The organism is uncultured Roseivirga sp. (genome assembly GCF_963973945.1).
Lineage (GTDB): Bacteria > Bacteroidota > Bacteroidia > Cytophagales > Cyclobacteriaceae > Roseivirga.
The window spans coordinates 615,337-640,677 of sequence record NZ_CAXBBV010000001.1 but is presented as its reverse complement, the minus strand read 5'-3'; the positions used below and the strand labels follow the sequence as shown (position 1 = coordinate 640,677).

The following is a 25,341-nucleotide window of genomic DNA, read 5'->3' as shown; positions in this document are numbered from 1 at the left end:
ATAAAAGCAATTAAAGAGTTGGGTTAAATGTCGGTTAATTTATTGATTGCTTACACTGTTTTGCCACGAATGGCTTCAGAATTATTTACATTTGCCCCCTCTTTTTAGCAAGAACCTTGAAAGTAAAAGACTTCATAAAGATTTATAGGGAAGACCCTATCATTCAAACCATTGCCGAGCGAATTAAGCCCAATGAGGGAAATAACATTCAGCTTAAGGGATTGGTGGGTAGTTTAGATGCTGTTGTGGCGGCTGCCGTATATCAGCACAATAAGCAAACGTGTCTATTTGTAATGCACGACAAAGAAGAAGCTGCTTATTTTCATAACGATATGCAGAATTTGGTAGGCGACAAAGAGGTTTTACTTTTCCCTACCTCTTACAAAAGGCCTTACCAGTTTGACGAAACAGAGAATGCAAACATTCTCATGCGTGCCGAAATCCTAAACAGGATTAACCATAAAGCCTCCACTGGCGAAATCATTATTACTTATCCCGAGGCGCTTACCGAAAAAGTAATCAACAAAAAGGCTTTGGCCACAAATACCTTTTCAACCAAAGTGGGGGAAGAAATTGATGTTGAGTTTTTAGCAGAACTGCTGATGACTTACGATTTCGAGAAAACCGACTTTGTATATGAAGCAGGCCAGTTTTCGGTGCGTGGTGGTATTGTAGACGTATATTCTTACGCCCACGATTTACCTTACAGAATCGAGCTTTTTGGTAACGAAGTAGAAAGCATTAGAACTTTCGATCCTGTTTCTCAACTTAGTCAGGAAAGTGTAAAACACATCAACATAATTCCAAATATTCAAACCCGCTTGTTGCAAGAAGTGAGGCAATCGTTTTTGGATTTCATTCCAAACAACACCAAAATCTGGTTTAAGGATTACCAACAAACCTTAGACACGATCGAAAAATACTTTGAAAAAGCTTCTGCTAATTTTGACGAAGTGCTTTCCGTTACCGATGCCCAAGTGGTACTCAGCCCAGATGCGCTTTTCGAAACTCAAAAGTCCTTTAAAAAGGGAATCGAGAGTTTAGCCCAAATCGAATTTGGAAATCGCTTTACCAAAAAATCTGGTTTCGAATATAGGTTCGATGCCGAAGTGCAACAATCCTTCAACAAAAATTTCGACTTCATAGCCGATAACCTTGCGGGTTGGCAAATGAAGAGTCATACGCTTTTAATTTCTGCGGAATCCGAAACTCAAATTGGCCGATTAGAAAAAATATTTACGGAGTTGAATCCCATCATCAAGATTCAACCTCTCAATATAGGCCTCAGACAAGGGTTTATCGATAAAACTCTCCAGATGCTCTGCTATACAGATCATCAGCTTTTCGATAGATTTCATAAATACAAAAGCCGAACACAGCACAGTAAATCAAAGGCTTTAACGCTCAAAGAATTGCGCTCTTTACATCCAGGCGATTACGTTACCCACATTGATTATGGCGTAGGGCGTTTTGCGGGAATGGAAAAAGTAGAAGTGAACGGAAACAAACAAGAGTCCATCCGTTTGGTGTATCGCGATGACGATTTGCTTTATGTAAGTCTTCACGCACTTCATAAAATTTCAAAATATTCAGGTAAAGAAGGCGCTCCGCCTACTATGAGTAAATTGGGTTCTCCTGAATGGGAAACCAAGAAATCTAAGGTTAAGAAGAAGGTTAAAGACATAGCCAAAGACCTGATTGCGCTTTACGCGAAAAGGAAAGGTGCGAGCGGTTTTGCTTTTCAGCCTGACGGTTTTATGCAAGCCGAACTGGAATCGTCTTTTATTTACGAAGACACTCCTGATCAAGCCAAGGCGACCGAAGATGTTAAAACCGACATGGAATTACCTCACCCTATGGACCGATTGGTTTGTGGTGATGTAGGTTTTGGTAAAACAGAAGTGGCCATTCGTGCAGCTTTCAAAGCTTGCGCCAACGGAAAACAGGTGGCGGTTTTAGTACCTACCACCATTTTGGCCATGCAGCACTACCGTACTTTTGCTGAAAGACTAGAAAACTTTCCGGTGAATGTGGAATACATCAACCGATTTAAAACCGCCAAAGAAATTAAAGAAACCCTTCAACGGGTAAAAGAAGGAAAAACGGAAATACTGGTCGGTACGCATAGAATCGTAAATAAAGATGTTCAGTTCAAGGATTTAGGCCTTCTAATTATTGATGAAGAGCAGAAATTTGGGGTACGGGTAAAAGATAAACTGAAAGAGTTTAAAGTAGATGTGGATGTGCTTACCCTTACAGCTACGCCAATTCCTAGAACTTTGCATTTCTCTTTAATGGGGGCCAGAGATTTGAGCGTTATTGCTACGCCTCCACCAAACCGCCAGCCTGTTACTACGGAAATTCACACTTTTGACGAAACCGTTATTCGCGATGCCATCAGTTTTGAGTTAAGGCGTGGTGGTCAAGTTTTCTTTGTGCATAACCGAATTAAAGACATTGTTCAGGTAGGAAATATTATTCTGAAGCTTGTGCCAGATGCCCGAATTGGCGTGGCGCACGGTCAAATGGAAGGAAGTGTGCTTGAAAAACGCATGGTAAAATTCATTGAGGGCGAATACGATGTGCTGATTTCTACCAATATCATTGAATCTGGGCTAGACATTCCGAACGCCAATACGATTATCATTAACCACGCGCACATGTTTGGGCTTTCAGATTTACACCAAATGCGCGGAAGAGTGGGGCGTTCAAACCGAAAAGCCTTCTGTTACTTATTAACTCCTCCGTCTATCGGGCTTAGTTCCGATTCCAGAAAACGCTTGAGTGCTTTGGAGGAATTCTCTGATTTAGGCGATGGCTTTAAAGTGGCTATGCGCGATTTAGATATTCGCGGAGCAGGTAATTTATTAGGAGCCGAACAAACAGGTTTCATTACCGATTTAGGTTTTGAGATGTACCATAAAATTCTTGACGAGGCCGTTCAAGAATTGAAGGAAACGGAATTCAAAGACCTCTTCTACAAGGATTTGGTAAAAGAAGCTGCCGAAGCAATAAAAGTAGATACTTCGATTGAAACCGATTTGGAAATTCTAATTCCAGAAACCTACGTTTCCAATATTTCGGAACGACTTGGCCTCTATTCCAAAATCGATAATATTAAGAATGAGGAAGGCTTAGCCAAATTCACAACCAGCATAAAAGATCGTTTTGGACCTATTCCTGTGCCTGTTTTAGATTTGATGGAAACGGTAAGACTGCGTTGGTTGGCTGAAAAGCTAGGTTTTGAAAAAGTAGTCATCAAAAACGAATCGATGAAATGCTATTTCTTGCCATCTGACAATGAACGCTATTTCCAATCGGCTGCTTTCGGAAAAGTAATTGCTTATGTTCAGTCGCACCCAAAAAGCTGCCATATGAAAGAACACAAGACTCGCTTAATTTTAAGAATTGACGAGGTACTTTCGATAGGAAAAGCAATTGAGGTTATGCAAAATATGAGTGCCTAAGCTATAAAAGAAAAACGCTCCAAAATTAACATTTGGAGCGTTTGAATATTATCAGTAGCAAAAATTAGAAACTCATAATGTCTTTGAACTTAAGCGTTTGTCTACGCGAAACATCAATTTCTTCACCACCTTTCATATAGATTCTTAAGCTACCGCTAAACCAAGGTTCAATTCTTTCGATCCACTTTAAATTGATGATTTGTTGGCGGTTGGCCCTGAAGAACGTTTTCTCGTCCAGCCTTGATTCTAAATAGTTCAATGTTCGGGTAATCATCGGTTTCGATTTGTCGAAATACACAGTAGTGTAGTTTCCACTTACCTCAAAAAGGCGGATATCAGCCAACTGAACAAACCAGCATTTTTCGCCATCTTTTACAAAAACCTGATCGTGGATTGTAAGTTTATCGCTTCCGCTTTCTTTATCTCTTTCCTTTTTCTCTACTTTTTCAATCACCTTAGAAATGGCTCCCGCCAACCTATCCTTCTGAACGGGCTTTACCAAATAATCGAGTGCATTGTATTCAAAAGCTTTTAGCGCATATTCGTCATAGGCCGTTGAAAAAATTACCTCAGGAACGATTTCAAGTTCTTCGAGCAAGTCAAATCCTGTTTTTTCAGGCATTTGAATGTCTAAGAAAATTAAGTCGGGTTTTAACTCAGTGATTTTTTCGATTGCTTCGTCTACACTCGCGGCCTCTCCCACAATTTGAACATTGTCAAATTCTTTGAGCAGCCTTTTCAGTTCGTTTCGGGCAAGTCTTGAATCGTCTATTACTAAAGTTTTCATATCGCTTAATTTTGAGGTTTCTAATTTAATGGGATTTTGACCGTTGCACAGACCATTTGCTCATTCATATTTTCAATACTTAAAGAGGCTTTATCGCCATAGAGCAAACGAAGTCTTTCACGGGCGTTTCCAATTCCAATTCCTTTTCTTTTAGAACCATTTGGCCCTTTTAATTGCCCTGTGTTCTTTACAAAAATACTTAAGAAGTTTTCTGTCTTTTTCGATTCTACAATAATCTCCCCTCCATCCGCTAAGTTATTGATAGAGTGCTTAATAGCATTTTCTACTAAGGTTTGAATGATCATAGGTGGAACAACAAACTCCTTACTTTCGCTATCAATTTGAAACTGATATCTAAGCCTATCCTCCAACTGAATAGACTCTAGGTTTAAATAGTGAGCAACAACTTCCATTTCCTTCTCAAGGCTTACTTTTTCGTAATGATCGAATTGAATGGAAAATCTTAGAAGGTCTGAAAGGTGCGTAATAGAATCTCTGGCCTTTTCGGCATCTTCTACCACCAAAGATCGAATATTGTTAAGGCTGTTAAATATAAAGTGCGGATTGATCTGAGATTTCAAGGCGCTCAGCTCAGCATCTTTCACTGTAGCCTGAAGCTTCCACTTTTCAATTTCTACCTCTCTATTCTTCTGAAGAAACTGGTACGCAAAATAGATAGACGACCAGCTAATAAAATATACCGAATAGCTGCCAATGAAGCTCACGGCCATTATAATTAGGGTGCTAGGCGTGAAGATGCCCCGATTTACTTCTCTTAATTTTTCAAGAGTAGCTTCATCAACCCCTTCCATTTTAGAAAGCCCAGTAAAATGATCCATTAAGTTAGGATCTACCTTGATCAACAGCATAACAGAGCCAATAGCAACCAAGAAAGTAAGAACGGCCAAAAGAGCACCTTGCAGAATACTACTGAAAAAGACTCTAGGAATAAGCTTTACAATTTTTAAGTCTTTCCACTTTCTCTTTTTTGCATAAAGCCTGTACAAGTGACTAATAAGAACAGCACAAAGAACACTTACTATAGTAGAAATGACAGAAGCCCAAAAAGGCAGAACAAAAGCAATAGCCAAAAAGCTGGTTATATGGAGTCCGCCCCAGCCTCCAATTTGGAGCATCCAATACAGCTGATTCTTTTTCATAGCCTAAAGCAAATACATTTATTTAACACCTCTCCGATCATTTTACTGAAAGGTTTAATATTCGGATTAACCATAAAATAAACCAGATCAGAAATAGAAAGACTCAGCGATCAGCCTGTTCGAGTTAAATAATGGTTAATTATACGCTGTCTTTTCAGCCTTTGTATTATTTTCAATCCCGCATTTTGATACTGAATTGTAAAATATGTAATTAGAACTAACGTTTAGGCATAACAATGAGTGAATTACACCTTTGTTAAACATAAGGGATAAGTGTATATTAGCCCCCTTAATTCACCTAAAAGGTCTGAATAAAAACACTAACATGAAAAATACAGCTGGGTTTTTGAAGGTTTCGGTATTCATACTACTGTCAACCTCATTATTATCTTCTTGCTTCCTTTTTAATAAAAATAAAGGAGGAGTGAGTTCTACAACTGGTATGGCTTATGGTAACTCAAAAGACACCCTCAGTTTTACCCCATTCGATACAAAAAACTTACCTAACCCTCCAGGAATGGTGTTTATTCAAGGAGGTAGAACTGTTTTAGGTTCTTTTGAAGAGGATTTGTTAGGTACTAGAGACAATATAGAAAGAACCGTAACCGTGAATTCTTTCTACATGGACGAAACCGAGGTGACCAACAAGGATTGGAAGGAGTACGTTTTTTACCAGTTTAACCCAATACCATTAAGCTTGGGCAAGGAAATTGAAATAGTAGATGATCCTTCAAACCCGTTTCTTCCTCCAACTACTTCACATAATGGACAAACAATGAAAGATCTCATTCCGAACGACAGCGTTTGGTCTAGTGATTTTTCTTTCAACGATGTGTATAGTGAAAACTACTACAGCAACCCTGGTTACAATAACCGACCAGTGGTTGGAATTACTTGGAGACAAGCTGTAGATTATTGTAAATGGAGAACTGATTTTGTTAACTATATAACTATCAGCCAATTACCTCTTGAAGATCTTCCAGATGCTTATAAGTTGCAGTTTTATGATCCAGATGGCACACTCCAAATTCTTGGTAGTGCGGGAGGAAATAGCTCAACAGGTGGTGGACAAATTACACCTCAAGAATTAGATGATCTTCAACAAGATCAGATTGCCTTTATCAATGCGAATAAAAAGTTATTTATAGAAAGAGGTATTTACTTACCTGAATTCAGATTACCAAATGAAGCCGAATGGGAATATGCAGCTAAAGCGACCATCGGAACTCAATACTTAGACGAAAACGAGGAGTACGGAAGAATTTACCCTTGGGATGGAAGAGGTGTTAGAAATCCATATGGTAAAAGAAGAGGTGAGCTTTTAGCCAACTTTAAGAGAGGTCGAGGTGATTACGCTGGTATTGCAGGAAATATCAATAATGATGGTGATGTAATTCCACGTGACGTTGGAGGCTATGAGCCAAACGATTTCGGTTTGTTCAACATGGCAGGTAACGTAAGTGAGTGGGTAAACGATACCTACCGACCGCTTTCTTTCCAAGCTGTAGATGATTTAAACCCAGTTAGAAAAGATGGAACCGCTGATGGAGAACAACTTTATGGTTGGGAAGGAGACAGAACTGATTTCAGGTCATTAATCAATGACAGAGCAAAAGTATATAAAGGTGGTTCTTGGAAAGATGTGGCTTATTGGATGTCTCCTGGAACTAGAAGATTTTTAGATCAAGATAAAGCAACCAATACCATTGGTTTTAGATGTGCCATGATTTCTATAGGTTTTGAATCCAAAGCTGGTGGTGGCGGAAGCGGAATCTTTGGAGGTAAAAAATAGCCTTGATAAAACTTAACTAAATAGCCGTTTCTTAACTAAGGAACGGCTATTTTGATTTAGCCTCTTAACGAGTAGCGGCAAGCACTCCAAAACTTAGCTCTTTCACCCCAGCTTCAATTAATACATTTCCGCAAGCAAGAAGAGTAGCCCCAGTAGTAATCACATCATCTACTAAGAGTACACGTTTCTCTTTAAGCTTAATAGGGTCAACCGCTTCAAAAATCGCATTAACGTTATCAAGTCTTTCAGCTCTGCTTTTTTTTGTTTGAGTTTCATTGGCTGCTACTCTCTTAAGTCCTATGTACACCTCTGTTTTAAGCACTTCTGAAAGCCCCTTGGCAAAAGCTTCACTTTGGTTATAACCCCTTTTTCTTTGTTTAGATGGATGTAAAGGAACCGGAATAATCAAGTCAAACTCATTTGAAAACCCTCCTAGTAACAAATCGTGACCATACCAGCGCCCCATCATAAGACCAATATCTTCTTTATGATTATACTTTAGCTCATGTAAAATATGCTGAACAATTCCCTTTTTCTGAAAATGGAGGTAAGCCAGCATATAATTAAACCGAATAGAGCCAGCCAATTTTTGATAAATATGCGGAACCTCTTCCTTGTAATTATTTGTTTTCGGCAAACTGTACTGACAAGCAGGGCAAATATGCTGCATGCCATTCGGCAATGGCCCTTTACACCCAATACATATATTTGGGAAAAAGAGAGCAACAAAGTCGTTCAAGATTAAATTTATCTTGCTGGGCATTCGCGAAACGAAACTATATTTGACGAAATATTAAGGTAATGACTATTGTAGAAGAATTCAATGATTATCGCGCCAAGATGAATGAAAAAATCTTGGAAGAGAACAATACAGTGTTGAAAAGATTATTTAATCTAGACACTAACGCCTTTGCACCTGGTGCACTAGATGGAAAAGTAAAAGAGCTTATTGGGCTTTCAAGTTCAATGGTGTTAAGATGTGACGACTGCATTAAATACCATTTAGGGAAATGTCATGAGCTGGGCGTTACCACCAAAGAAGTATTTGAAGTGTTCTCCATTGCCAATTTAATTGGTGGAACCATTGTAATTCCCCACCTTAGAAGAGCTGTTGAATTCTGGGAAGAGCTCAATAAATAATGTACAAGAAAGATTTAGAACTTCAGATTAACTGGGTAAAACTAGTTAGCCGCCTAGAACAACTTTTAGGAAAAAGACCGAAAGACTTAAATGGAGTTCTATTTCTTATTGGTGTTCAAGAACTAGGAAATGGCAAACAGAACTTCAGCAAAGAAGAAAAACAAGACCTAATGCACATTGCCATTTGCAAGGTTTTGAGCCTTTCTGGATTTTATGAGCTTGAAGGAATTGACAATGATGGCTGGCCACATTGGAAAAAAACAGATATTTCCCTGCCTCATTTCGATCTAATGGATCAAGAAAAGCTTCTCAAAATGCACGTAATTGAATATTTTGAGACTGAGTTAAAAATTGAATTATGAAGATTATCAGTTACAACGTAAACGGAATTAGAGCAGCCATGAAGAAAGATTTTGTGGGCTGGCTAAAAGTTGAAAACCCTGATATTCTTTGTTTACAAGAGCTAAAGGCATTACCCGATCAAGTAGATACTTCTGAATTTGAAGGTTTGGGCTACCATTTATATTGGGAGCCTGCACAAAAAAAAGGATACAGTGGCGTAGCAATTTTCAGTAAAATCAAGCCGCTTCACGTGGAACATGGTTGTAAAAACCCTTTGTATGATTGTGAAGGACGTGTGATTAGAGCTGACTATGAGGGTTTTTCGGTAATGAGCGTTTACATGCCCAGCGGAACAAGCGGAGATATTCGTCAAGATTTTAAATATGAATGGCTCGACTTCTTCTTTGAATATGCCAATGAATTAAGAAAAGCCATTCCTAACTTAATTATCAGCGGAGATTACAATATTGCTCACAAGGCTATTGATATTCATAACCCCGTTTCAAACAAAAACTCATCTGGCTTCTTACCCGAAGAAAGAGAATGGCTGACAAAATATACGGAAGCTGGTTTTATCGATTCCTTCAGGGTTTTTAATCAAAACCCGCATGAATATTCTTGGTGGAGCTATAGAGCAAACTCTAGAGCAAATAACAAGGGCTGGAGAATAGATTATCACATGACCACAGCGGAAATGAAGGATAGATTAGTGAGTGCATCAATACTTAATGATGCTGTTCATTCTGACCACTGCCCGATACTCCTAGAAATTCGATGATTTAAATCGTATATTTCTCCTTTAGTCAATTGTTTTACAATCAAATACGTTTCGTTAACGTATTAGTGTTTACAAGTTTAAATTTAGGAGATGGGTTCTAATCAAATACTAAAGGAGCAACTTCAGGCATATAAGAAAAAATTCTACGCGAATCGGTTAATCAAAGGCACTATTCTGTTTCTAGCCTTTTTCCTTAGCCTTTTTATTGTGGCCAATGCTTTTGAGTTTTCCGCGCGCCTAAGTGGTGGTGGTAGAGCAATTCTTTTCTTCTCTTTCGTTTTTGGAAGCCTGTTCGCCTTCTTCTGGTTTATTGGAAAAAATTTATACCATTTAAGAAATGCGCAAAAGCATTTGTCAAATGAAGAAGCCTCAAAACAAATTGGGGCTCATTTTCCAGAAATTTCAGATAAGCTTTTAAACATAATTCAGTTAGAAAAGCTCAATACAGCTCAAAATGAACTATTGTTGGCCAGTATAGAGCAAAAAAGTAAAGAAGTAGGTAAAATTTCGTTCGTTAACGCCATTGATTATAAAGGCAACCGAAAATATCTTCGTTATGTAATTGGGCCAGGTGCCGTTATCGTTATTCTTCTTCTTTTCATTCCACAGTTTCTAACAGAAAGTTCAACAAGAATTATCAATTACAATACTGAGTTTCTCCCTGAAGCACCTTTTTCTTTTTCCATTAAAAACCCAAACTTTCAAGCATTTAAGGGCGAAAACTTTATATTAGAAGTAAATACTGAAGGACGCTCCATTCCTCAAAACCTTTATGTTTGGACGAACAATCGTAAAGTAAAAGCCAATAAAACCGGACCCGATAGTTTTGAGTATACTTTCAACCGTGTTCAAGCCAACACCAAGTTTTCATTAGAAGCTGAAAGTGTGACTTCTGCTGAGTATAGTATCGAAGTGGTTTCCAGGCCGTCACTCACACTATTCAACCTTGAGCTTGACTTCCCAAAATATCTGAAACGTGATAAAGAAGTATTGGAGAACTCCGGAAACGTATCCATTCCAGAAGGAACAAAAGTTACTTGGAAGTTCAGTACAGAAAATACTGATGAAGTAAAACTTAATTTTCCTGAACTAGAAATCAACGAAACAGCCAAGAAAGCTTCAAACGGTACTTTTTCTTACAATCAAACAATCAAGAAATCAACGCGCTACTCTATACAGCTTAAAAATAAATATAGCCTTAATCGAGATTCCTTGGCCTTTGGTATTGAATCCATAAAAGATCGTTATCCTGAAATCACTTTAGATCAATATCAAGATACAGTGCTTTTTAAATCCCTTGTATTAGGTGGAAATATTGCAGATGATTATGGCTTTTCTCGTCTTTCCTTATTCTATCAATATCAAGATGATCAGGACTTCCAAGAACTACCTCTAGAGCTCAACAAAGAATTGAGTAACCAGAGCTATTACAAGGTTTTCACGCTTGACTCAGCAAAAATTACAGCAGGTGCAGAAATTAAATATTATGTACAAGTATCTGACAATGATGGAGTTAACGGCTCAAAATCTGTAAAAACCAGCACCTACTCTTTCAAAATACCTTCAAAGGAAGAAATAGAAGAAGAAATAGAACGCTCTTCTGAAAAAGTGCAGAAAGACATCGATAAAACGCTTAAAGAAGCGAAAGAGCTAAACGAGAAGCTAGGAGAAGTAGATGAGCGCTTAAAAACAAAAAAGGAACTGGATTGGCAAGATGAAAAGCTGATGCAAGATATTCTCAAGCAAAAAGAACAGTTATCTGAGAAGCTTGATGAGCTGAAAAGGGAAAATCAACTCAATAACATGAAGAAAGAGCAGTTCTCGCCTCAAAATGACAAGATTCAGGAAAAGATGAACCAGCTTCAAGAGTTGATGAATAACATTTTGGATGATGAGACAAAAAAGCTCTATGATGAGTTAAGAAAACTTCTAGAAGACCAAAGTGATATTTCAGAGTTTAGAGATCAGATTGAAGAAATGAAAAATAAAGGTGGAGACCTTGAAAAAGAACTGGAAAGAACCCTCGAACTCTTCAAAAAGCTACAGTTCGATATGAAATTGGAGCAGAACATAAAAGAATTAGAACAAGCCATTAAAGATCAGGAACAACTTATTGAGGAGACTCAGAATGAAAAAATGAGTACCGACTCTCTTAGTCAAAAACAAGCTCAAGAAAAGGAAGATCTCGAAAAACTTCAAGAGCAAATGGAAAAGCTAAACGAGCTAAACGAGGAAAGAAAAACTCCAGATGACCTGCCTAGCGACCTAAAAGAACAATTTGAGGAGATAAAAGAAGAGCAAGAAAAGGCAAAAGAAGAGCTTCAAAACGAATCCAAAAAAGAAAATAGCGATAACAAATCAGAAGAGCAGAGCGAAAAAGGAGAGGAAAAAAGTGAAGAAGAACAAGCAAAAGAACAAAAGGAAAACAGTAAACCTTCAAATAGCAGACAAAACGCCACAAAATCTCAGCAGAAAGCGGCTGAGAAAATGAAGGAAATGAAAAAAGACCTTGAAGCTATGCAGGGTGGTATGGAAATGGAGCAGCAGCAAGAAAACCTAGAATTCTTAAAAGAGCTTGTAGATAACTTGGTCACCCTTTCATTCAATCAAGAAGACTTAATGAATTCCTTTCGTGAAGTGCGTGAAAACGACCCTCGCTTCATCGATCTTACCCAGAAACAACTCAAGCTTAAGGATGACTCCAAAATCGTTCAGGACAGCTTAATTTCACTCTCACAAAGGGTTTTTCAAATTTCTTCATTTGTGATGAGAGAAGTCAGCGAAATGAATAGACAAATGGATGGCGCTTTAGATGAGTTAAAAGAACGAAGAATACCACAAGCTACTGGTAAACAGCAGTTTACAATGACATCTATCAATAATCTCGCCCTATTGTTAGATGACATCGTCCAACAAATGCAGAACCAAATGGCAAGTTCTTCTAGCAAAGGCAATAAGAAAAATAAACCAATGCCTGGAGGTTTAAGTGAGCTTCAAAAGCAATTAAGCGAACAAATAAAAGAGTTAAAGCAAAGTGGAGCATCAGGAAGACAGCTTTCAGAACAATTAGCAAAACTTGCGGCCGAACAACAGCGTTTGAGAAATGCACTCGAAAATTTTGAAACCGGAGTTGATGGAGATAATTTAGACGAGAAAATTGATAAGCTCATAGATCAAATGGAAAAGAATGAAGATGATCTTATCAATAAAAATCTAACGGAAGAAACAGTAGAAAGGCAACAGGAAATCCTCACTCGTTTATTAGAGGCAGAAAACGCAATGAACGAACGGGGTGAAGACGAAGAGAGAAAAGGAGAGACGGCATCTGAATATGACATCTCTGTGCCTGAGTCTTTAAATGAATACCTTAAAGCCAAGGAAAAAGAGATTGAGTTATTAAAAACTATTCCTGCTGTTCTCAACCCATATTACAAACAAGAAACCAATAAGTACTTCAAAAAAATAAAGCAGAAGAATTAATTCTCTACATGAACACTATTAGCATTGAAATTCCTTCTCTAGTTGAGAACATTAGGATTGTCGAAAGTTTTATAGACAATGCCAAAGAAAAGTATCAGTTAGATGACGATCTGTACGGAAACATCATGATAGCCGTTATCGAATCGGTTAACAATGCCATTATTCATGGTAATCAATTGGTAAAAGAAAAGTTTGTACAGCTATCTATGATTTTAGAAGAAAATTCAGTGAGTTTTCTTATAAAAGATCAAGGTAAAGGTTTCATTATCAATGATTTACCTGATCCAACTGCTCCAGAAAACCTTACTAAAACAGGTGGCCGAGGTATCTTTCTTATGAAGCATTTGGCCGATGAAGTTACTTTCAATAACGATGGCCAAGAAGTAAAACTCACTTTCTATCTCAATTAATGAGCAACATTAATTTCTTTAGTGAAGAAACACCATTCGAACTAAAACAAGAAGAAGCCATTAATCTTTGGCTGCAAAACATTGCTAAAGCCGAGAATACTGAAATAGAAGAAATAAGCTACATTTTCTGTACAGATGACTACCTTCTTAAAATCAATCAAGAATACCTAGATCACGATTATTACACTGATATCATCACCTTTGATAATCGTGATGATATAAATGACCCAATCGAATCAGATATTTTTGTCTCGATTGATAGAGTAACCGAAAACGCTATTGATCAAAACGTACCATTCGAAGTAGAACTCAAAAGAGTATTGGCTCATGGTCTTCTTCATCTCATTGGCTATAACGACAAGACTGAAGATGAGCAACAGCTAATGAGAGAAAAAGAAGAAGCTTATCTATCTTTGCAAATCAATTAATAAATCAACTGTTCCACGTGAAACATTTTTAGCTCAAAAGAGAAAACTGTTCCACGTGAAACATCAAGAGGGCAATTAATATGTTCAGTCAATATGATGTCATAGTTGTTGGTGCAGGCCATGCTGGTTGCGAAGCGGCAAACGCTGCAGCCATTATGGGTTCAAAGGTTCTATTAGTAACCATGAATATGAACACCATAGCGCAAATGTCTTGCAACCCAGCAATGGGAGGGGTAGCGAAAGGTCAGATCGTAAGGGAAATTGATGCACTTGGTGGAATGTCAGGAATCATTTCAGACAAATCCATGATCCAGTTTCGAATGCTCAACAAGTCTAAAGGTCCTGCCATGTGGAGTCCACGTGTTCAAAGTGATAGAATGCGCTTTGCTGAAGAGTGGAGATTAGCCCTAGAAAATAACCCGAATGTCGATTTCTGGCAAGAAATGGTCACAGGTATTATTGTTGAAAATAATACTGCAGTTGGTATTACTACTGGAATGGGAATAGAAATTCGCTCTAAATCAGTAGTACTTACTAACGGAACATTTCTGAACGGACTTATCCATATTGGAGAAAAACAGTTTGGAGGAGGTAGAGCTAGTGAAGGTGCGTCAAAAGGAATAACAGAACAACTCGTTCAGCTTGGCTTCGAATCAGGTAGAATGAAAACTGGAACCCCTCCAAGAGTAGATGGTCGATCACTAGACTATTCAAAAATGGAAGAGCAGAAAGGAGATGAACAGCCAGGAAAGTTCTCTTTTCTACCAAGTACAACCCCATTACTTAATCAAAAAAGCTGTTTTATTACCTACACTAATCCCGAAGTTCATGAAATATTGGAGACAGGTTTCGATAGATCACCAATGTTTAATGGCAGAATTCAAGGCTTAGGCCCTCGCTATTGTCCTTCAATCGAAGATAAAATCAATCGCTTCGCAGAACGAAATCGTCATCAAATCTTCGTAGAACCCGAAGGTTGGAACACTGTTGAAATCTATGTGAATGGATTCTCCACTTCACTTCCAGAGGATGTTCAATTCAAGGCAATTCGCAAAATAGCAGGTTTCGAAAACGCGAAGATGTTTAGACCAGGTTATGCAATAGAGTATGATTACTTCCCACCAACCCAATTGAGCACAACGCTCGAAACTAATTTGGTGCAGAACTTATACTTTGCCGGTCAGATTAATGGCACCACCGGATACGAAGAAGCCGCTTGTCAAGGTTTGATGGCAGGAATTAACGCACATAATAAAACACATAATAAAGAGCCATTCGTTTTAGGAAGATCCGAGGCATACATCGGTGTGTTAATTGATGATTTAATTAACAAGGGTACTGATGAGCCTTACCGAATGTTTACTTCCAGAGCAGAATACCGAATCCTTCTGCGTCAAGATAATGCTGATCTTCGATTAACCGAAAAGGGGCATAAGCTAGGTTTGGCATCAGATGACAGATTGAAAAACGTTGAAGAAAAAAGAAAGTCTGTATCAAAACTATTGAATGATATTAAACAAAAGAAAATAGATCCTGATAAAGCCAATCCTACACTTGCAGCCTTGGGTACGGCTACCATTGAACACCGAACTAATTACGCTAAACTCTTAAAACGCCCTCAGATTAATATTTATGATCTCCCTTCATTCGATGAAGATTTAGCAAGTTACCTCGCAAAGTATGACCCCGAGATTCTAGAGCAAGTTGATATTCTTATTAAATATGAAGACTATATCGATAAGGAAGAAAAGCTGGCAGACAAGATCAGTAGTTTGGAAAATCATAGTATTCAATCTGATTTCGATTTCGATTCTATTAGTGCCTTATCAGCTGAAGCCCGAGAGAAATTCAAAAAAATCAAACCTTCTACAATTGGGCAAGCCTCAAGAATAAGTGGAGTTTCTCCCGCGGACATCTCAGTGCTAATGGTTTATATGGGTCGATAAAGTATGGAAAGATTAGAGGAATGTCCGCTCTGTAAGAACACCAAATTTGAAACTCATTCTGAAGTCACCGATCACTTTTTGAGTCATGAAAAGTTCATGCTTGTCAAGTGTTCAAAATGTAATTTGGTTTTCACTAACCCTAGGCCTTCACAGATTGATATTTCACCTTATTACAAGTCCGCTGATTATATCTCTCATACCAATAAGACCAAAAGTATTTCTAGTTTCCTTTATAAACTGGTGAGATCATATACATTAGGAAAGAAGTTTCGGTTACTAAAATCATTACTTACTCATAGCACTGAGATACATCACTTAGACTATGGCTCTGGTACTGGTCATTTCATAGAGTATACCCATAATAAAGGTTGGATTTCTAACGGCTATGAGCCTGATTCAACTGCTCTTTCTCATTCTAATAAATCAATTTCACAACTGATTCTAAATAATATAGAATCAATTTCAAATAAAAATTACGATCTAATAACATTATTTCATGTTTTGGAACATGTACATAATCTTAACGACACACTTGAGTTACTCATTCATCAACTCAAACCAAATGGTGTTCTTTTACTTGCTCTTCCAAATCACAAGTCTTTTGATGCCCAATACTACAAACAACATTGGGCAGGCTATGATGTACCAAGACATCTATATCATTTCGATAGAGAAAGCGTTAATTTCCTAGCTCAACAACATGGCCTAAAAATTGATAAAATAGAACCCATGCCATTTGATTCATTCTATGTAAGTATGCTTTCAGAAAAATATGTTGGTCATTATATGACGCTACTCAAAGGATTTTTAAAGGGTCTTAAATCAAATAGAAAAGCAACCGCTACTGGTGAATACAGCAGCCTAATTTATATTCTCAGAAAATGACCAGAGCTTTTACACTTCTTATCATTATCATTTTAGCTTTCTTGGGTTGTGCCCGCGTTTCATCCCCAACTGGTGGTCCTGAAGACAAGGATGCCCCAATTCTGATATCATCCACTCCGAAAGACGGCCAAACACAATACGATCAAAAAACCGTAACCCTTCTATTTGATGAAGCTGTTACAACAAAATCGATTGAAAACAATTTGATTATTACTCCATCCATTCCAGGAAATTTCAAAACCAGAATTAGACGCAATGCTGTACAGCTAACTTTTGATAGTACTTGGAGAGAAAATACCACCTATTCATTCAATTTTGGAAATACAATTACAGACCTTAATGAAGGTAATATCCCATCAAATCTTTATCTCAGCTTTTCTACTGGTGAAACTATAGATTCTTTAACCATTTCAGGAAAAATAACCAACCTCTATACTTCAGAGCCAGTTAAGCAAGCCTTAGTTTCATTGTACCCTTCAACAGATACCTTAGATATTACTTCAGGTGCAGCTTTATATCTTACAAAAACAGATACAACTGGAAATTATAAATTCCATAACCTTCCGTCAGGTAATTTTCTTGTTTATGCTGTTCTTGACAAAAACAACAATTCAAAAGCAGATACAGACAAAGAATTATATGGTTTCCTAAAGGACACTGTTAACCTAACTCAAAACATCTCTGACCAATCATTTTCCATACAGAGATTAAATGTTGTTCCATTAGCCATTAAAACAAACAGGCATTTCGGAAAATACTTCGATATCACTTTCAATAAGCCAATTACATCGTATCAATTACAGTCCACTGACGACAACTCTATTCTTCATCATCAATATTCTCCTGATAAAATCAGATTATACAATCAAGCAAACGTTTATGGAGATACCACAATCTTCACACTCAGTGCTAATGATTCCATAAACAGTAATCTAAACCAAACTGTTAAGGTCTATTTCAACGAGTCAAACTTACAAGGTGATGAATTCAAACAAGAAATATCACCTTCAACTCCATATATCACCAATGATTTCGACTTGAAAATTACCTTTAACAAACCAGTCAACACCTATCACCTCGACAAAATCATAATACAAAAAGACACACTTAACAAATTCACATTAGTAGATTCACTCACCACATGGAATACTAACAAAACCGAAGTTTCATGGTCATTAAAAGCCTCTAACTTTATCAAACCTGGCGAACAATTTGAAGCTATTTTTGAATCTGGTGCATTTATAAGTATTGAATCCGATAGCTCATCCGCAGTCCAAAAAAGATTTCAACTAGCCAAATCCGAAGACTCTGGAATGATAGAGGGAACGATTACAACTGACGCGCCCAACTTCATTGTACAGTTGTTGAACAATCAAGGAACTGTAATTCGGGAGGTATTCAATATCAAGTCCTATCAATTCAATAATCTCGATGCAGGCAATTATAAAGTGCGATTGATTATAGACAACAACAATAATCAAAAGTTAGACGTTGGAAATATTCTAACAAGAACGAATTCAGAACCCATTATTTTCTATTCAGATCCACTCTCGAAAAGTAAAACTATCAGTGTAAAAAAGAATTGGGAAATAGGCGATATCAATATTTCATACGCTGTTAATAACCGCAATTAAAAGTGGATAAGAAAGAGGATACTTCATCATATATCCACCCTTGTGCACAATACATAACCCATATTCTTACCCAAGTGGATAAACACATTGCCTTTCAAGTAATTTTCAAAACCCAATCCACATTCTTAAAGTCTTAAGTTATTATCCACAAAATTTGCAGATATTCACCTAAAACACGTAACACATTATAAATCAGTAATTTGAAAGTTAATAAGATGTGTATAAACTAAATTCTCTATACAACTTACTCACAGCCTTGAACTCAAACTGTGGGTAATAAACTTATAAACATATCCACAGTCTTAATAGAGAATAACTTTCTTTAATCAATTATCTATCTTTAATTACTAGCGTGTTGAAAATGTTAACAACTATAACAACTATGAGGAAGACAGCTATTTTATTATTTATGATGCTCATTAGTAGTGTTGGTTTTTCGCAGGTAGATGCGATAGCACTTGCAAATGAATACTATGAACAAGGAGATTTTGAGAAGGCACTTAAGGAGTATAAAAAACTAGCAAAGGTTAACTCGAACATTTCAAGAATACACGATAACTATTTAAAACTGCTTTTGGGGGAAGAAGAATTTAGTGAAGCAGAAAAATACTTAAAGAGCATTATTAAAGATAACCCTGATAACTTTTTTTACAGTGTTGATTTAGGTATGCTCTACAAAAGTCAAAAAGAGGAAGATAAAGCAGAAAACGTATTCGATGATTTAATTTCAGATCAGGCAAAGCAAGCAGGCGAAAACAACAAAACGAATGGAATAAGGTTTTTAGCTCAGATATTTTTTGAAAAGAACTTAAGGCAAAAAGGATTGGATACCTATCAAGCTGGAAGAAAGGCAATGAATCGACCAGATATGTTTTCATTGGAATTGGCAAACGCTTATCAACTAATGAATCAAAAACATGAAATGATTTTGGAGTACTTAGTTTTTTCTAAGTCGCAACCCCAAAACATAAGTTATGTTAAAAACTCATTTCAAAGGGCACTCACAGAACCCGAAGATTTGGACACCTTAGAGACTACTCTTTATGAATTTATTCAGACAGATGCAGGCAATTCTATTTATAATGATCTGTTAGTATGGACTCATTTGCAACAGAAAAATTTTGCGGCTGCCTTACGGCAAGCCAGAGCACTGGATAGAAGGCTTCAAAATAACGCAGAAAATATAATTAACGTAGGGCTAATTGCTTTTAGAAATCAAGAATACAAAACAGCGCAAAAAGCATTTGATTATGTGTTGAACGAATTTCCTGATAGTCCGAGTAAGAACTTAGCTGCACGATATGTTTTATTGGCCGATGAAGAAGTAGTCAAGGAAACATACCCTGTTGATACTACTTCAATCAAAAACTTAATAGTGAAATATGAAGACTACAAATCGAATTTGCGAGATGTTTTTAATATCATTGATGCCAATCGAAGAGTGGCCCATTTATATGCTTTTTACTTAAATCAAATTCCAAAGGCCATTGAAATTCTTACAGAAAATATCAATCAGCCTGTTGGTAAGCATAGAGTAATTGCGGAATCAAAAATGGATTTGGCAGATATTTATCTACTGAATGAAGAGCCTTGGGAATCAATTTTACTTTATGCTCAGGTAGAAAGAATGTTTAAGGATGAGCCACTTGGGTATGAAGCTAAGCTGAAGAGTGCCAAGCTCTCATACTTTAAAGGAGAATTTGAACTGGCCCAAAGCCATCTAGATATATTAAAACTTGCCACCTCTAGGGAAATAGCGAATGACGCATTGAACTTAAGCATTCTGATTAAAAACAATACAGTTTTTGATTCAACAGATGTGGTAATGCAAGAATATGCCAATATTGAGCTTCAGCTTTTTCAGAATCAGAAGAATGAAGCCATAGTTGCTTTAAATCAAATGATTGAAAAATATCCAAATCATTCAATTATTGATGAAGTGTATTTTTTAATGGCCAAAACAGAAAGAGAGTTAGGTCATTTCGATAAAGCTTTGGCAGCTTTGGCAGTTATAAATCAAAAGCATTACTTCGAAATTTTGGGAGATGACGCCTTGTTTCTCACAGGTATTATTTTGGAAGATGACTTAAAAGACAATGAAAAGGCAATGGAAACCTATCTTCAATTACTCGAAAAATTTAAGGGAAGTATTTTTGTTTCGGAAGCCCGAAAAAGGCTAAGAGAATTACGAGGAGATTTTGGTTAATTTTTACTGCTCACGGATTTTATTATCTTGATCAACTTTAGCCAACTATTATGAAAATCGCGCACCGCCTTTTTGAGCTGCTACCACTGCAGTTGCAACAATACAATTTAGAAGTTTGTCTTGCCGATAAAAAAGACGGTAAGTGGCGTAAGTATTCCACACAACAGGTAATAGAAAAATCAACCCAACTTTCTTTCGGGCTTTTAAGCAAAGGAATATCAGCAGGTGATAAAATCGCAATTATCAGCGAAAATCGTACTGAATGGAATTTCGCAGATGTAGCCATTCAGCAAATTGGAGCAATCAGTGTCCCAATGTACCCCACCATCTCAGAAGATGATTATGCTTTTATTTTTGAACACTCCGAAACTAAACTGGTTTTTGTTTCTTCCGAAGAAATTTATAAAAAGGCTAAAAATGGAGCGTCAAAAGCAAACCTAGATTTACCAATCTATATTTTTGATGAGTCCAAACTTACCGAACACTGGTCGTCACTTTTAGAGAACGGCTCTGAGGATCAGAAAAAAGAAATGGAGATGAGGCAAGCTCAAATTAATGAGTTAGACCTCGTTACTATAATTTACACTTCTGGTACCACTGGTCGACCAAAAGGAGTAATGCTCAATCATAAAAATATTATTTCCAATGCCACGGCAGTTTCAGAAAGAGCAGAATATACAAATGGTCATGATAGAGTGTTAAGTTTCTTACCCCTCTGTCATATTTTTGAACGTACTGCGATTTACTTCTACTTTCAGCTTGGCCTTTCTATCCATTATGCCGAAAGTTTGGAAACCATAAGTGAAAATTTACAAGAAATAAAGCCCCATGGCTTTAATACCGTTCCAAGACTCATCGAAAAAATTTATGATAAAATAATAGACAAAGGATTTGCTCTTTCTGGTATTAAGAAGCAGCTATTCTTTTGGGCTGTAAACTTAGGCCTTAAATACAACCCAGATCAAAGTATGGGTTTTGTTTACGATACAAAACTCACAATTGCTAGAAAACTCATTTTCAGTAAATGGCAAGCAGCTCTTGGTGGAAACGTTAAGCACATTATAGTGGGGGCATCAGCGATTCAACCTCGCCTCAAAAGAGTGTTTTGGGCTGCGGATATTAAAATTTTGGAAGGCTATGGACTAACTGAAACATCACCCGGAATTAGTATTGGTTTGCCAGACCCAGCACAAGCAAAATTGGATTATGTTGGCCCGTTACTAACAGATGTACAAGTGAAAATTGCGGATGACGGGGAAATTTTGGTGAAGGGACCAAACGTGATGATGGGCTATTATAAAGACCAGCAAAAAACGGATGAAACAATAGTTGATGGGTGGTTTCATACTGGAGATATTGGTGAATTAACTCCAGATAACTTTCTAAGAATTACAGATCGAAAAAAAGAAATGTTTAAGACCTCTGGAGGAAAATATATCGCTCCGCAGGTAATGGAAAATAAACTGAAAGAATCGGTTCTCATAGAGCAAGTGATGATTATAGGTGAAAACAGAAAGTTTCCCGCTGCCTTAATCGTTCCAAACCTAGATGCTGTAAAAAATTGGGCAGAGCGTCATAACTTAGACAAGAACGATCCAGATATAATTAATAACCCTGAAGTAAGAAACAAATTTCAAAGTGAAATAGAGCTTACTAACCAAAGCTTTGGCCACTGGGAACAAGTGAAAAAATTTGAAGTGCTCAACGATCAATGGGGTATTGCTTCTGGAGAGCTTACGCCAACTTTAAAACTCAAAAGGCGAGTAATAAAAGAAAAATATACCAATCTAATAGAGAAGATTTACGCAGTGTAATACCTTCGCTCAATGGCAAAATCATTTAATAACTTACGAGTAGGTAAAAAATTTACCCTAATTAACTTTTCCGAAAGATTTGATTTTGAGGTAATTGAGATGTTTTCAAATGGAGATTATCGCTTGAAGGACATTAATACATTGGAATACTATAATATTTTTGACTTAATCCAATACGGTATTGGAGGCGATTTTGATATTGACGAGCTGAATACCTAAATTAAACCTTTGTTATCAATTGCCTCTTGTGGTAAAATATCCTTGAGTGTAATTCTTTTTTTGTTACTTTGATACAAAATAATGCTTTTCATACAATGTTAAGCATACCTCTGATACCAAATAGATACCGAACTTTGATCATAACGAGAACCATATCTCCGGTTACCTGTTCCCTATTGCTTTTACTTGTAATCACTCTGAACGGCTATTCTCAGTCTGAGCAGCAAGTAAAACAAGAACTCGAAAAACGCGGAATTAACACCCAAGAAGAAATTCTGTCTGAACTCAGAAAACGTGGAATGTCTGAGGATGATGCTCGTAGACAAGCACGTTTATATGGTATTGATTATGATGAATATATTAGGAAATATATTTCCAAAAATGAAGAAACAACTACTCCAGAGTCAATCCAAAGAATAGAAAGAGACACAGTTGACTACAATAGTGAAAGACAAGATAACAACAGTCAAAAAGCTGAAGTAATTCAGTTAGATAAGAAAAAAGAAGGCTTAGATTATTTTGGGTACAATATTTTTAATAATAACCCATTTGCAAACGAACAAGCTTTAGTGGGCAACATTGACCCTGGTTATTTAATTGGGCCTGGAGATGAACTAAGAGTTTACTTATGGGGTGAAGCCGAGTTTCAGTTTGAAGGCAAGGTTGACATTAACGGTAATCTATTCATTCCAAATGTAGGGCAAGTTTTTGTTGCAGGAACTTCATATGAGGGACTCAATGTTCGAATGAAAGAATTTCTTTCAAAGTTTTACTCTGGGTTGAAGAAAGATCCACCAAAAATATTCTTAGATGTTTCGTTAACCAAGCTTAGACCAATCAGAATTGTAGTCATGGGAGAATCAAAAAATCCAGGTTCTCATCTTATCAACTCTTTTGCAACCACACTGAACTCACTTTACGTATCTGGAGGAATTCAAACCTCAGGCTCATTGCGTGACATTAAGGTTTTCAGAAACAATCGTTTCATTTCAAATGTAGATTTATACGATTACTTAGTAAAAGGAGCCCTTCGTGAAGATTTAAGACTAATGAATAATGATGTGATTTTCATTCCAACAAGAATGAACGCCATTAGCCTTAAAGGAGAAGTAAATAAACCAGCTATTTATGAACTGAAAGATAATGAAGGTTTATTAGACTTAATTGGTTTTGCTGGAGGGCTAAAACCAACAGCCTATACAAAAACAGTTACCGTTAAGAGAATTAGAGCTATTAATAATAGAACAAATGGCAGCTCATTCGATCGTGAAATTGTATCCGTAAATTATGATAGTCTGTTGAATCATGGCATAAACTTCAAACTTCAAGATGGTGACGAAGTTACTTTCGGAGAAGTTCTGGAAAAGTATGACAACATGGTAACCGTAAACGGATCCGTTTTTAGACCAGGTGATTATGAGTTAAATAAAGGCTTAAAAATAAGAGACCTAATTAATTCAGCGGGTGGACTTAGACCGAATACCTATCTAGAGAAGGTGGATTTATTTCGTAAAGACAGAAATGGAGAACTTAAATTCCTTTCTTTCTCTTTGTCAGAAATTATAACAGATGCCAATTCTGGACAAAATGTTCTGCTACAAGCAGATGACTCCTTGAAAGTATATAATACTGAAGAACTGAAATCTTTGGAAACAGTTTCCATAGAGGGGTTTTTATCCGAACCCAAAACAATATTGTGGAGAAAGGATCTTAGTCTGTACGATTTGATTTTTATGTCGGCCAATGTAGAAGATTTAGAGTACCGAAACCGAATTTTAACCAGTAGGGCCGACTTGCTCCGCTATCAAGAAGGCAAACTGGAATATCAGGTTATACCTTTCAATTTAGACGAAGTACTCGATAGGAAATTCAATGCCGTACTAAAGCCAAAAGATAGGGTTATTCTTTATAGCAAGGATATTACTGAAACATTAGATAAGTACGTTTTTGTAAAAGGAGCTGTTAGAAACGAAGGGAAATACCTACTTACAGATAGCATGACGGTTGAGGATCTTATTATTCAATCTGGTGGTTTTCTGAAAAAGTCATATCGCGAAAGTGTTACTGTATCGCGAGAAAACTTTGATTTTACAGGAAATAAAATTGCATTTAATACGAATGTTGAGTTAGACCTCAATTACCTGTTAGGAGGAAATAAAAAACCATCATCCAATTATATTCTTCAGGACAACGATCAGGTTTCAGTAAACTATATCCCTGGCTCATCAGAACAAAGAGCGGTTCAACTTACTGGTGAAATTAAGTTTCCTGGAACTTATTATTTGGAGTCAAAGAATGAAAAACTTACTGAAGTCACAGAAAGGGCAGGTGGTGTTTCCCCAAATGTTTATTTAGCTGGTGCAAGACTGTATAGAAACGGAATACAGTTAGCTTTTGATTTTCAGAAGGCTCTTGGGGAGCAAAACGAAAAATTTGATATAATTCTCCAAAATGCAGACAGTATTTATTTTCCAGAGTCTATTTATACTGTAAAGGTTGAGGGAGAAGTAGCAAACCCATCACTCCAAAAATATCTAGCAAATAATTCAGTAAGGTCTTACTTGAAAAATGCTGGAGGAAAAACTAAACAAGGGGATAAAATCTATCTTACGAAACCAAATGGCTTTACTCGTAGAGTAGGCTTTCTTTCTAACCCGAAAGTTCTAGACGGATCAGTTATCACAGTTTCTGCAAAACCACCTAAAGAACCACGAGAAAGAGGCAGGTTTCTAGAAAATTTTGGAACACTTGCTGCCATTGTAAGTTCTACTTTAACCACTATTGTACTGGTTCAGAGTATAAAGTAGAGTAATTCCTTCACAAACTGGGAACATACTTTTTTCTAATAAATAG

At 36.9% G+C, this 25,341-nt stretch carries 18 protein-coding genes; 15 read left to right on the top strand and 3 right to left on the bottom strand.

Annotated features, from left to right (window positions below; all coding sequences use genetic code 11):
• The first annotated feature begins 116 nt into the window (after window positions 1-116).
• Window positions 117-3,467 carry a transcription-repair coupling factor gene (gene mfd / locus AAC026_RS02845; protein WP_339694895.1) on the top strand — a complete coding sequence of 1,117 codons (3,351 nt, stop codon included), beginning with the start codon at window positions 117-119 and terminating at the stop codon, window positions 3,465-3,467.
• 64 nt (window positions 3,468-3,531) lie between these two features.
• On the opposite strand, the gene AAC026_RS02840 is transcribed toward mfd, so the two are convergent.
• Both AAC026_RS02840 and AAC026_RS02835 read right to left on the bottom strand, forming a co-directional pair.
• On the bottom strand, window positions 3,532-4,254 hold the full coding sequence (locus AAC026_RS02840; protein WP_339606550.1) for a LytTR family DNA-binding domain-containing protein: 723 nt from the start codon (window positions 4,252-4,254) through the stop codon (window positions 3,532-3,534).
• Between the two features lie 20 nt (window positions 4,255-4,274).
• Window positions 4,275-5,414, bottom strand: coding sequence for a histidine kinase (locus tag AAC026_RS02835; protein WP_339606551.1), 1,140 nt, complete (start codon window positions 5,412-5,414; stop codon window positions 4,275-4,277).
• A gap of 325 nt (window positions 5,415-5,739) precedes the next feature.
• Here AAC026_RS02835 and AAC026_RS02830 point away from each other — a divergent pair, with 325 nt between their 5' ends.
• Complete coding sequence (locus AAC026_RS02830; protein WP_339694894.1) at window positions 5,740-7,206, top strand: SUMF1/EgtB/PvdO family nonheme iron enzyme; 1,467 nt, start codon at window positions 5,740-5,742, stop codon at window positions 7,204-7,206.
• 64 nt (window positions 7,207-7,270) lie between these two features.
• On the opposite strand, the gene AAC026_RS02825 is transcribed toward AAC026_RS02830, so the two are convergent.
• Window positions 7,271-7,876: a ComF family protein gene (locus AAC026_RS02825; protein WP_339694892.1), complete on the bottom strand. Its 606-nt coding sequence runs from the start codon at window positions 7,874-7,876 to the stop codon at window positions 7,271-7,273.
• 131 nt (window positions 7,877-8,007) lie between these two features.
• Here AAC026_RS02825 and AAC026_RS02820 point away from each other — a divergent pair, with 131 nt between their 5' ends.
• The 13 genes from AAC026_RS02820 to AAC026_RS02760 all read left to right on the top strand — a co-directional run bounded on the left by AAC026_RS02820 (window position 8,008) and on the right by AAC026_RS02760 (window position 25,295).
• Window positions 8,008-8,346, top strand: coding sequence for a carboxymuconolactone decarboxylase family protein (locus AAC026_RS02820; protein WP_339606554.1), 339 nt, complete (start codon window positions 8,008-8,010; stop codon window positions 8,344-8,346).
• Complete coding sequence (locus AAC026_RS02815; protein WP_339694890.1) at window positions 8,346-8,708, top strand: hypothetical protein; 363 nt, start codon at window positions 8,346-8,348, stop codon at window positions 8,706-8,708. Before AAC026_RS02820 ends, AAC026_RS02815 begins: the two co-directional genes overlap by 1 nt.
• The gene (locus tag AAC026_RS02810; RefSeq protein WP_339694888.1) at window positions 8,705-9,466 is read left to right on the top strand and encodes an exodeoxyribonuclease III; all 762 of its coding nucleotides are present in this window, start codon (window positions 8,705-8,707) and stop codon (window positions 9,464-9,466) included. The genes AAC026_RS02815 and AAC026_RS02810 overlap by 4 nt, the downstream gene beginning before the upstream one ends.
• Before the next feature lie 90 nt (window positions 9,467-9,556).
• Window positions 9,557-12,946: a DUF4175 family protein gene (locus AAC026_RS02805; RefSeq protein ID WP_339694886.1), complete on the top strand. Its 3,390-nt coding sequence runs from the start codon at window positions 9,557-9,559 to the stop codon at window positions 12,944-12,946.
• Window positions 12,947-12,954: 8 nt separating this feature from the next.
• Window positions 12,955-13,356: an ATP-binding protein gene (locus AAC026_RS02800; protein ID WP_339606558.1), complete on the top strand. Its 402-nt coding sequence runs from the start codon at window positions 12,955-12,957 to the stop codon at window positions 13,354-13,356.
• The gene (gene ybeY / locus AAC026_RS02795) at window positions 13,356-13,784 is read left to right on the top strand and encodes an rRNA maturation RNase YbeY (RefSeq protein ID WP_339694884.1); all 429 of its coding nucleotides are present in this window, start codon (window positions 13,356-13,358) and stop codon (window positions 13,782-13,784) included. The genes AAC026_RS02800 and ybeY overlap by 1 nt, the downstream gene beginning before the upstream one ends.
• Before the next feature lie 80 nt (window positions 13,785-13,864).
• Entirely contained in the window at window positions 13,865-15,730 is a 1,866-nt protein-coding gene (gene mnmG, locus AAC026_RS02790) for a tRNA uridine-5-carboxymethylaminomethyl(34) synthesis enzyme MnmG (RefSeq protein ID WP_339694882.1), read from the top strand.
• A gap of 3 nt (window positions 15,731-15,733) precedes the next feature.
• The gene (locus AAC026_RS02785) at window positions 15,734-16,615 is read left to right on the top strand and encodes a class I SAM-dependent methyltransferase (protein ID WP_339694880.1); all 882 of its coding nucleotides are present in this window, start codon (window positions 15,734-15,736) and stop codon (window positions 16,613-16,615) included.
• On the top strand, window positions 16,612-18,249 hold the full coding sequence (locus AAC026_RS02780; RefSeq protein ID WP_339694878.1) for an Ig-like domain-containing protein: 1,638 nt from the start codon (window positions 16,612-16,614) through the stop codon (window positions 18,247-18,249). Before AAC026_RS02785 ends, AAC026_RS02780 begins: the two co-directional genes overlap by 4 nt.
• Window positions 18,250-18,631: 382 nt before the next feature.
• Window positions 18,632-20,455 (top strand): tetratricopeptide repeat protein, encoded by a 1,824-nt coding sequence (locus AAC026_RS02775; protein ID WP_339694877.1) that lies wholly within the window; start codon window positions 18,632-18,634, stop codon window positions 20,453-20,455.
• Window positions 20,456-20,505: 50 nt separating this feature from the next.
• Entirely contained in the window at window positions 20,506-22,269 is a 1,764-nt protein-coding gene (locus AAC026_RS02770; RefSeq protein ID WP_339694876.1) for a long-chain fatty acid--CoA ligase, read from the top strand.
• Between the two features lie 12 nt (window positions 22,270-22,281).
• Window positions 22,282-22,488, top strand: a complete 207-nt coding sequence (locus AAC026_RS02765) for a hypothetical protein (protein WP_339607200.1) — start codon at window positions 22,282-22,284, stop codon at window positions 22,486-22,488.
• A gap of 176 nt (window positions 22,489-22,664) precedes the next feature.
• Entirely contained in the window at window positions 22,665-25,295 is a 2,631-nt protein-coding gene (locus AAC026_RS02760) for an SLBB domain-containing protein (RefSeq protein ID WP_339694874.1), read from the top strand.
• The last annotated feature ends 46 nt before the right edge of the window (window positions 25,296-25,341 follow it).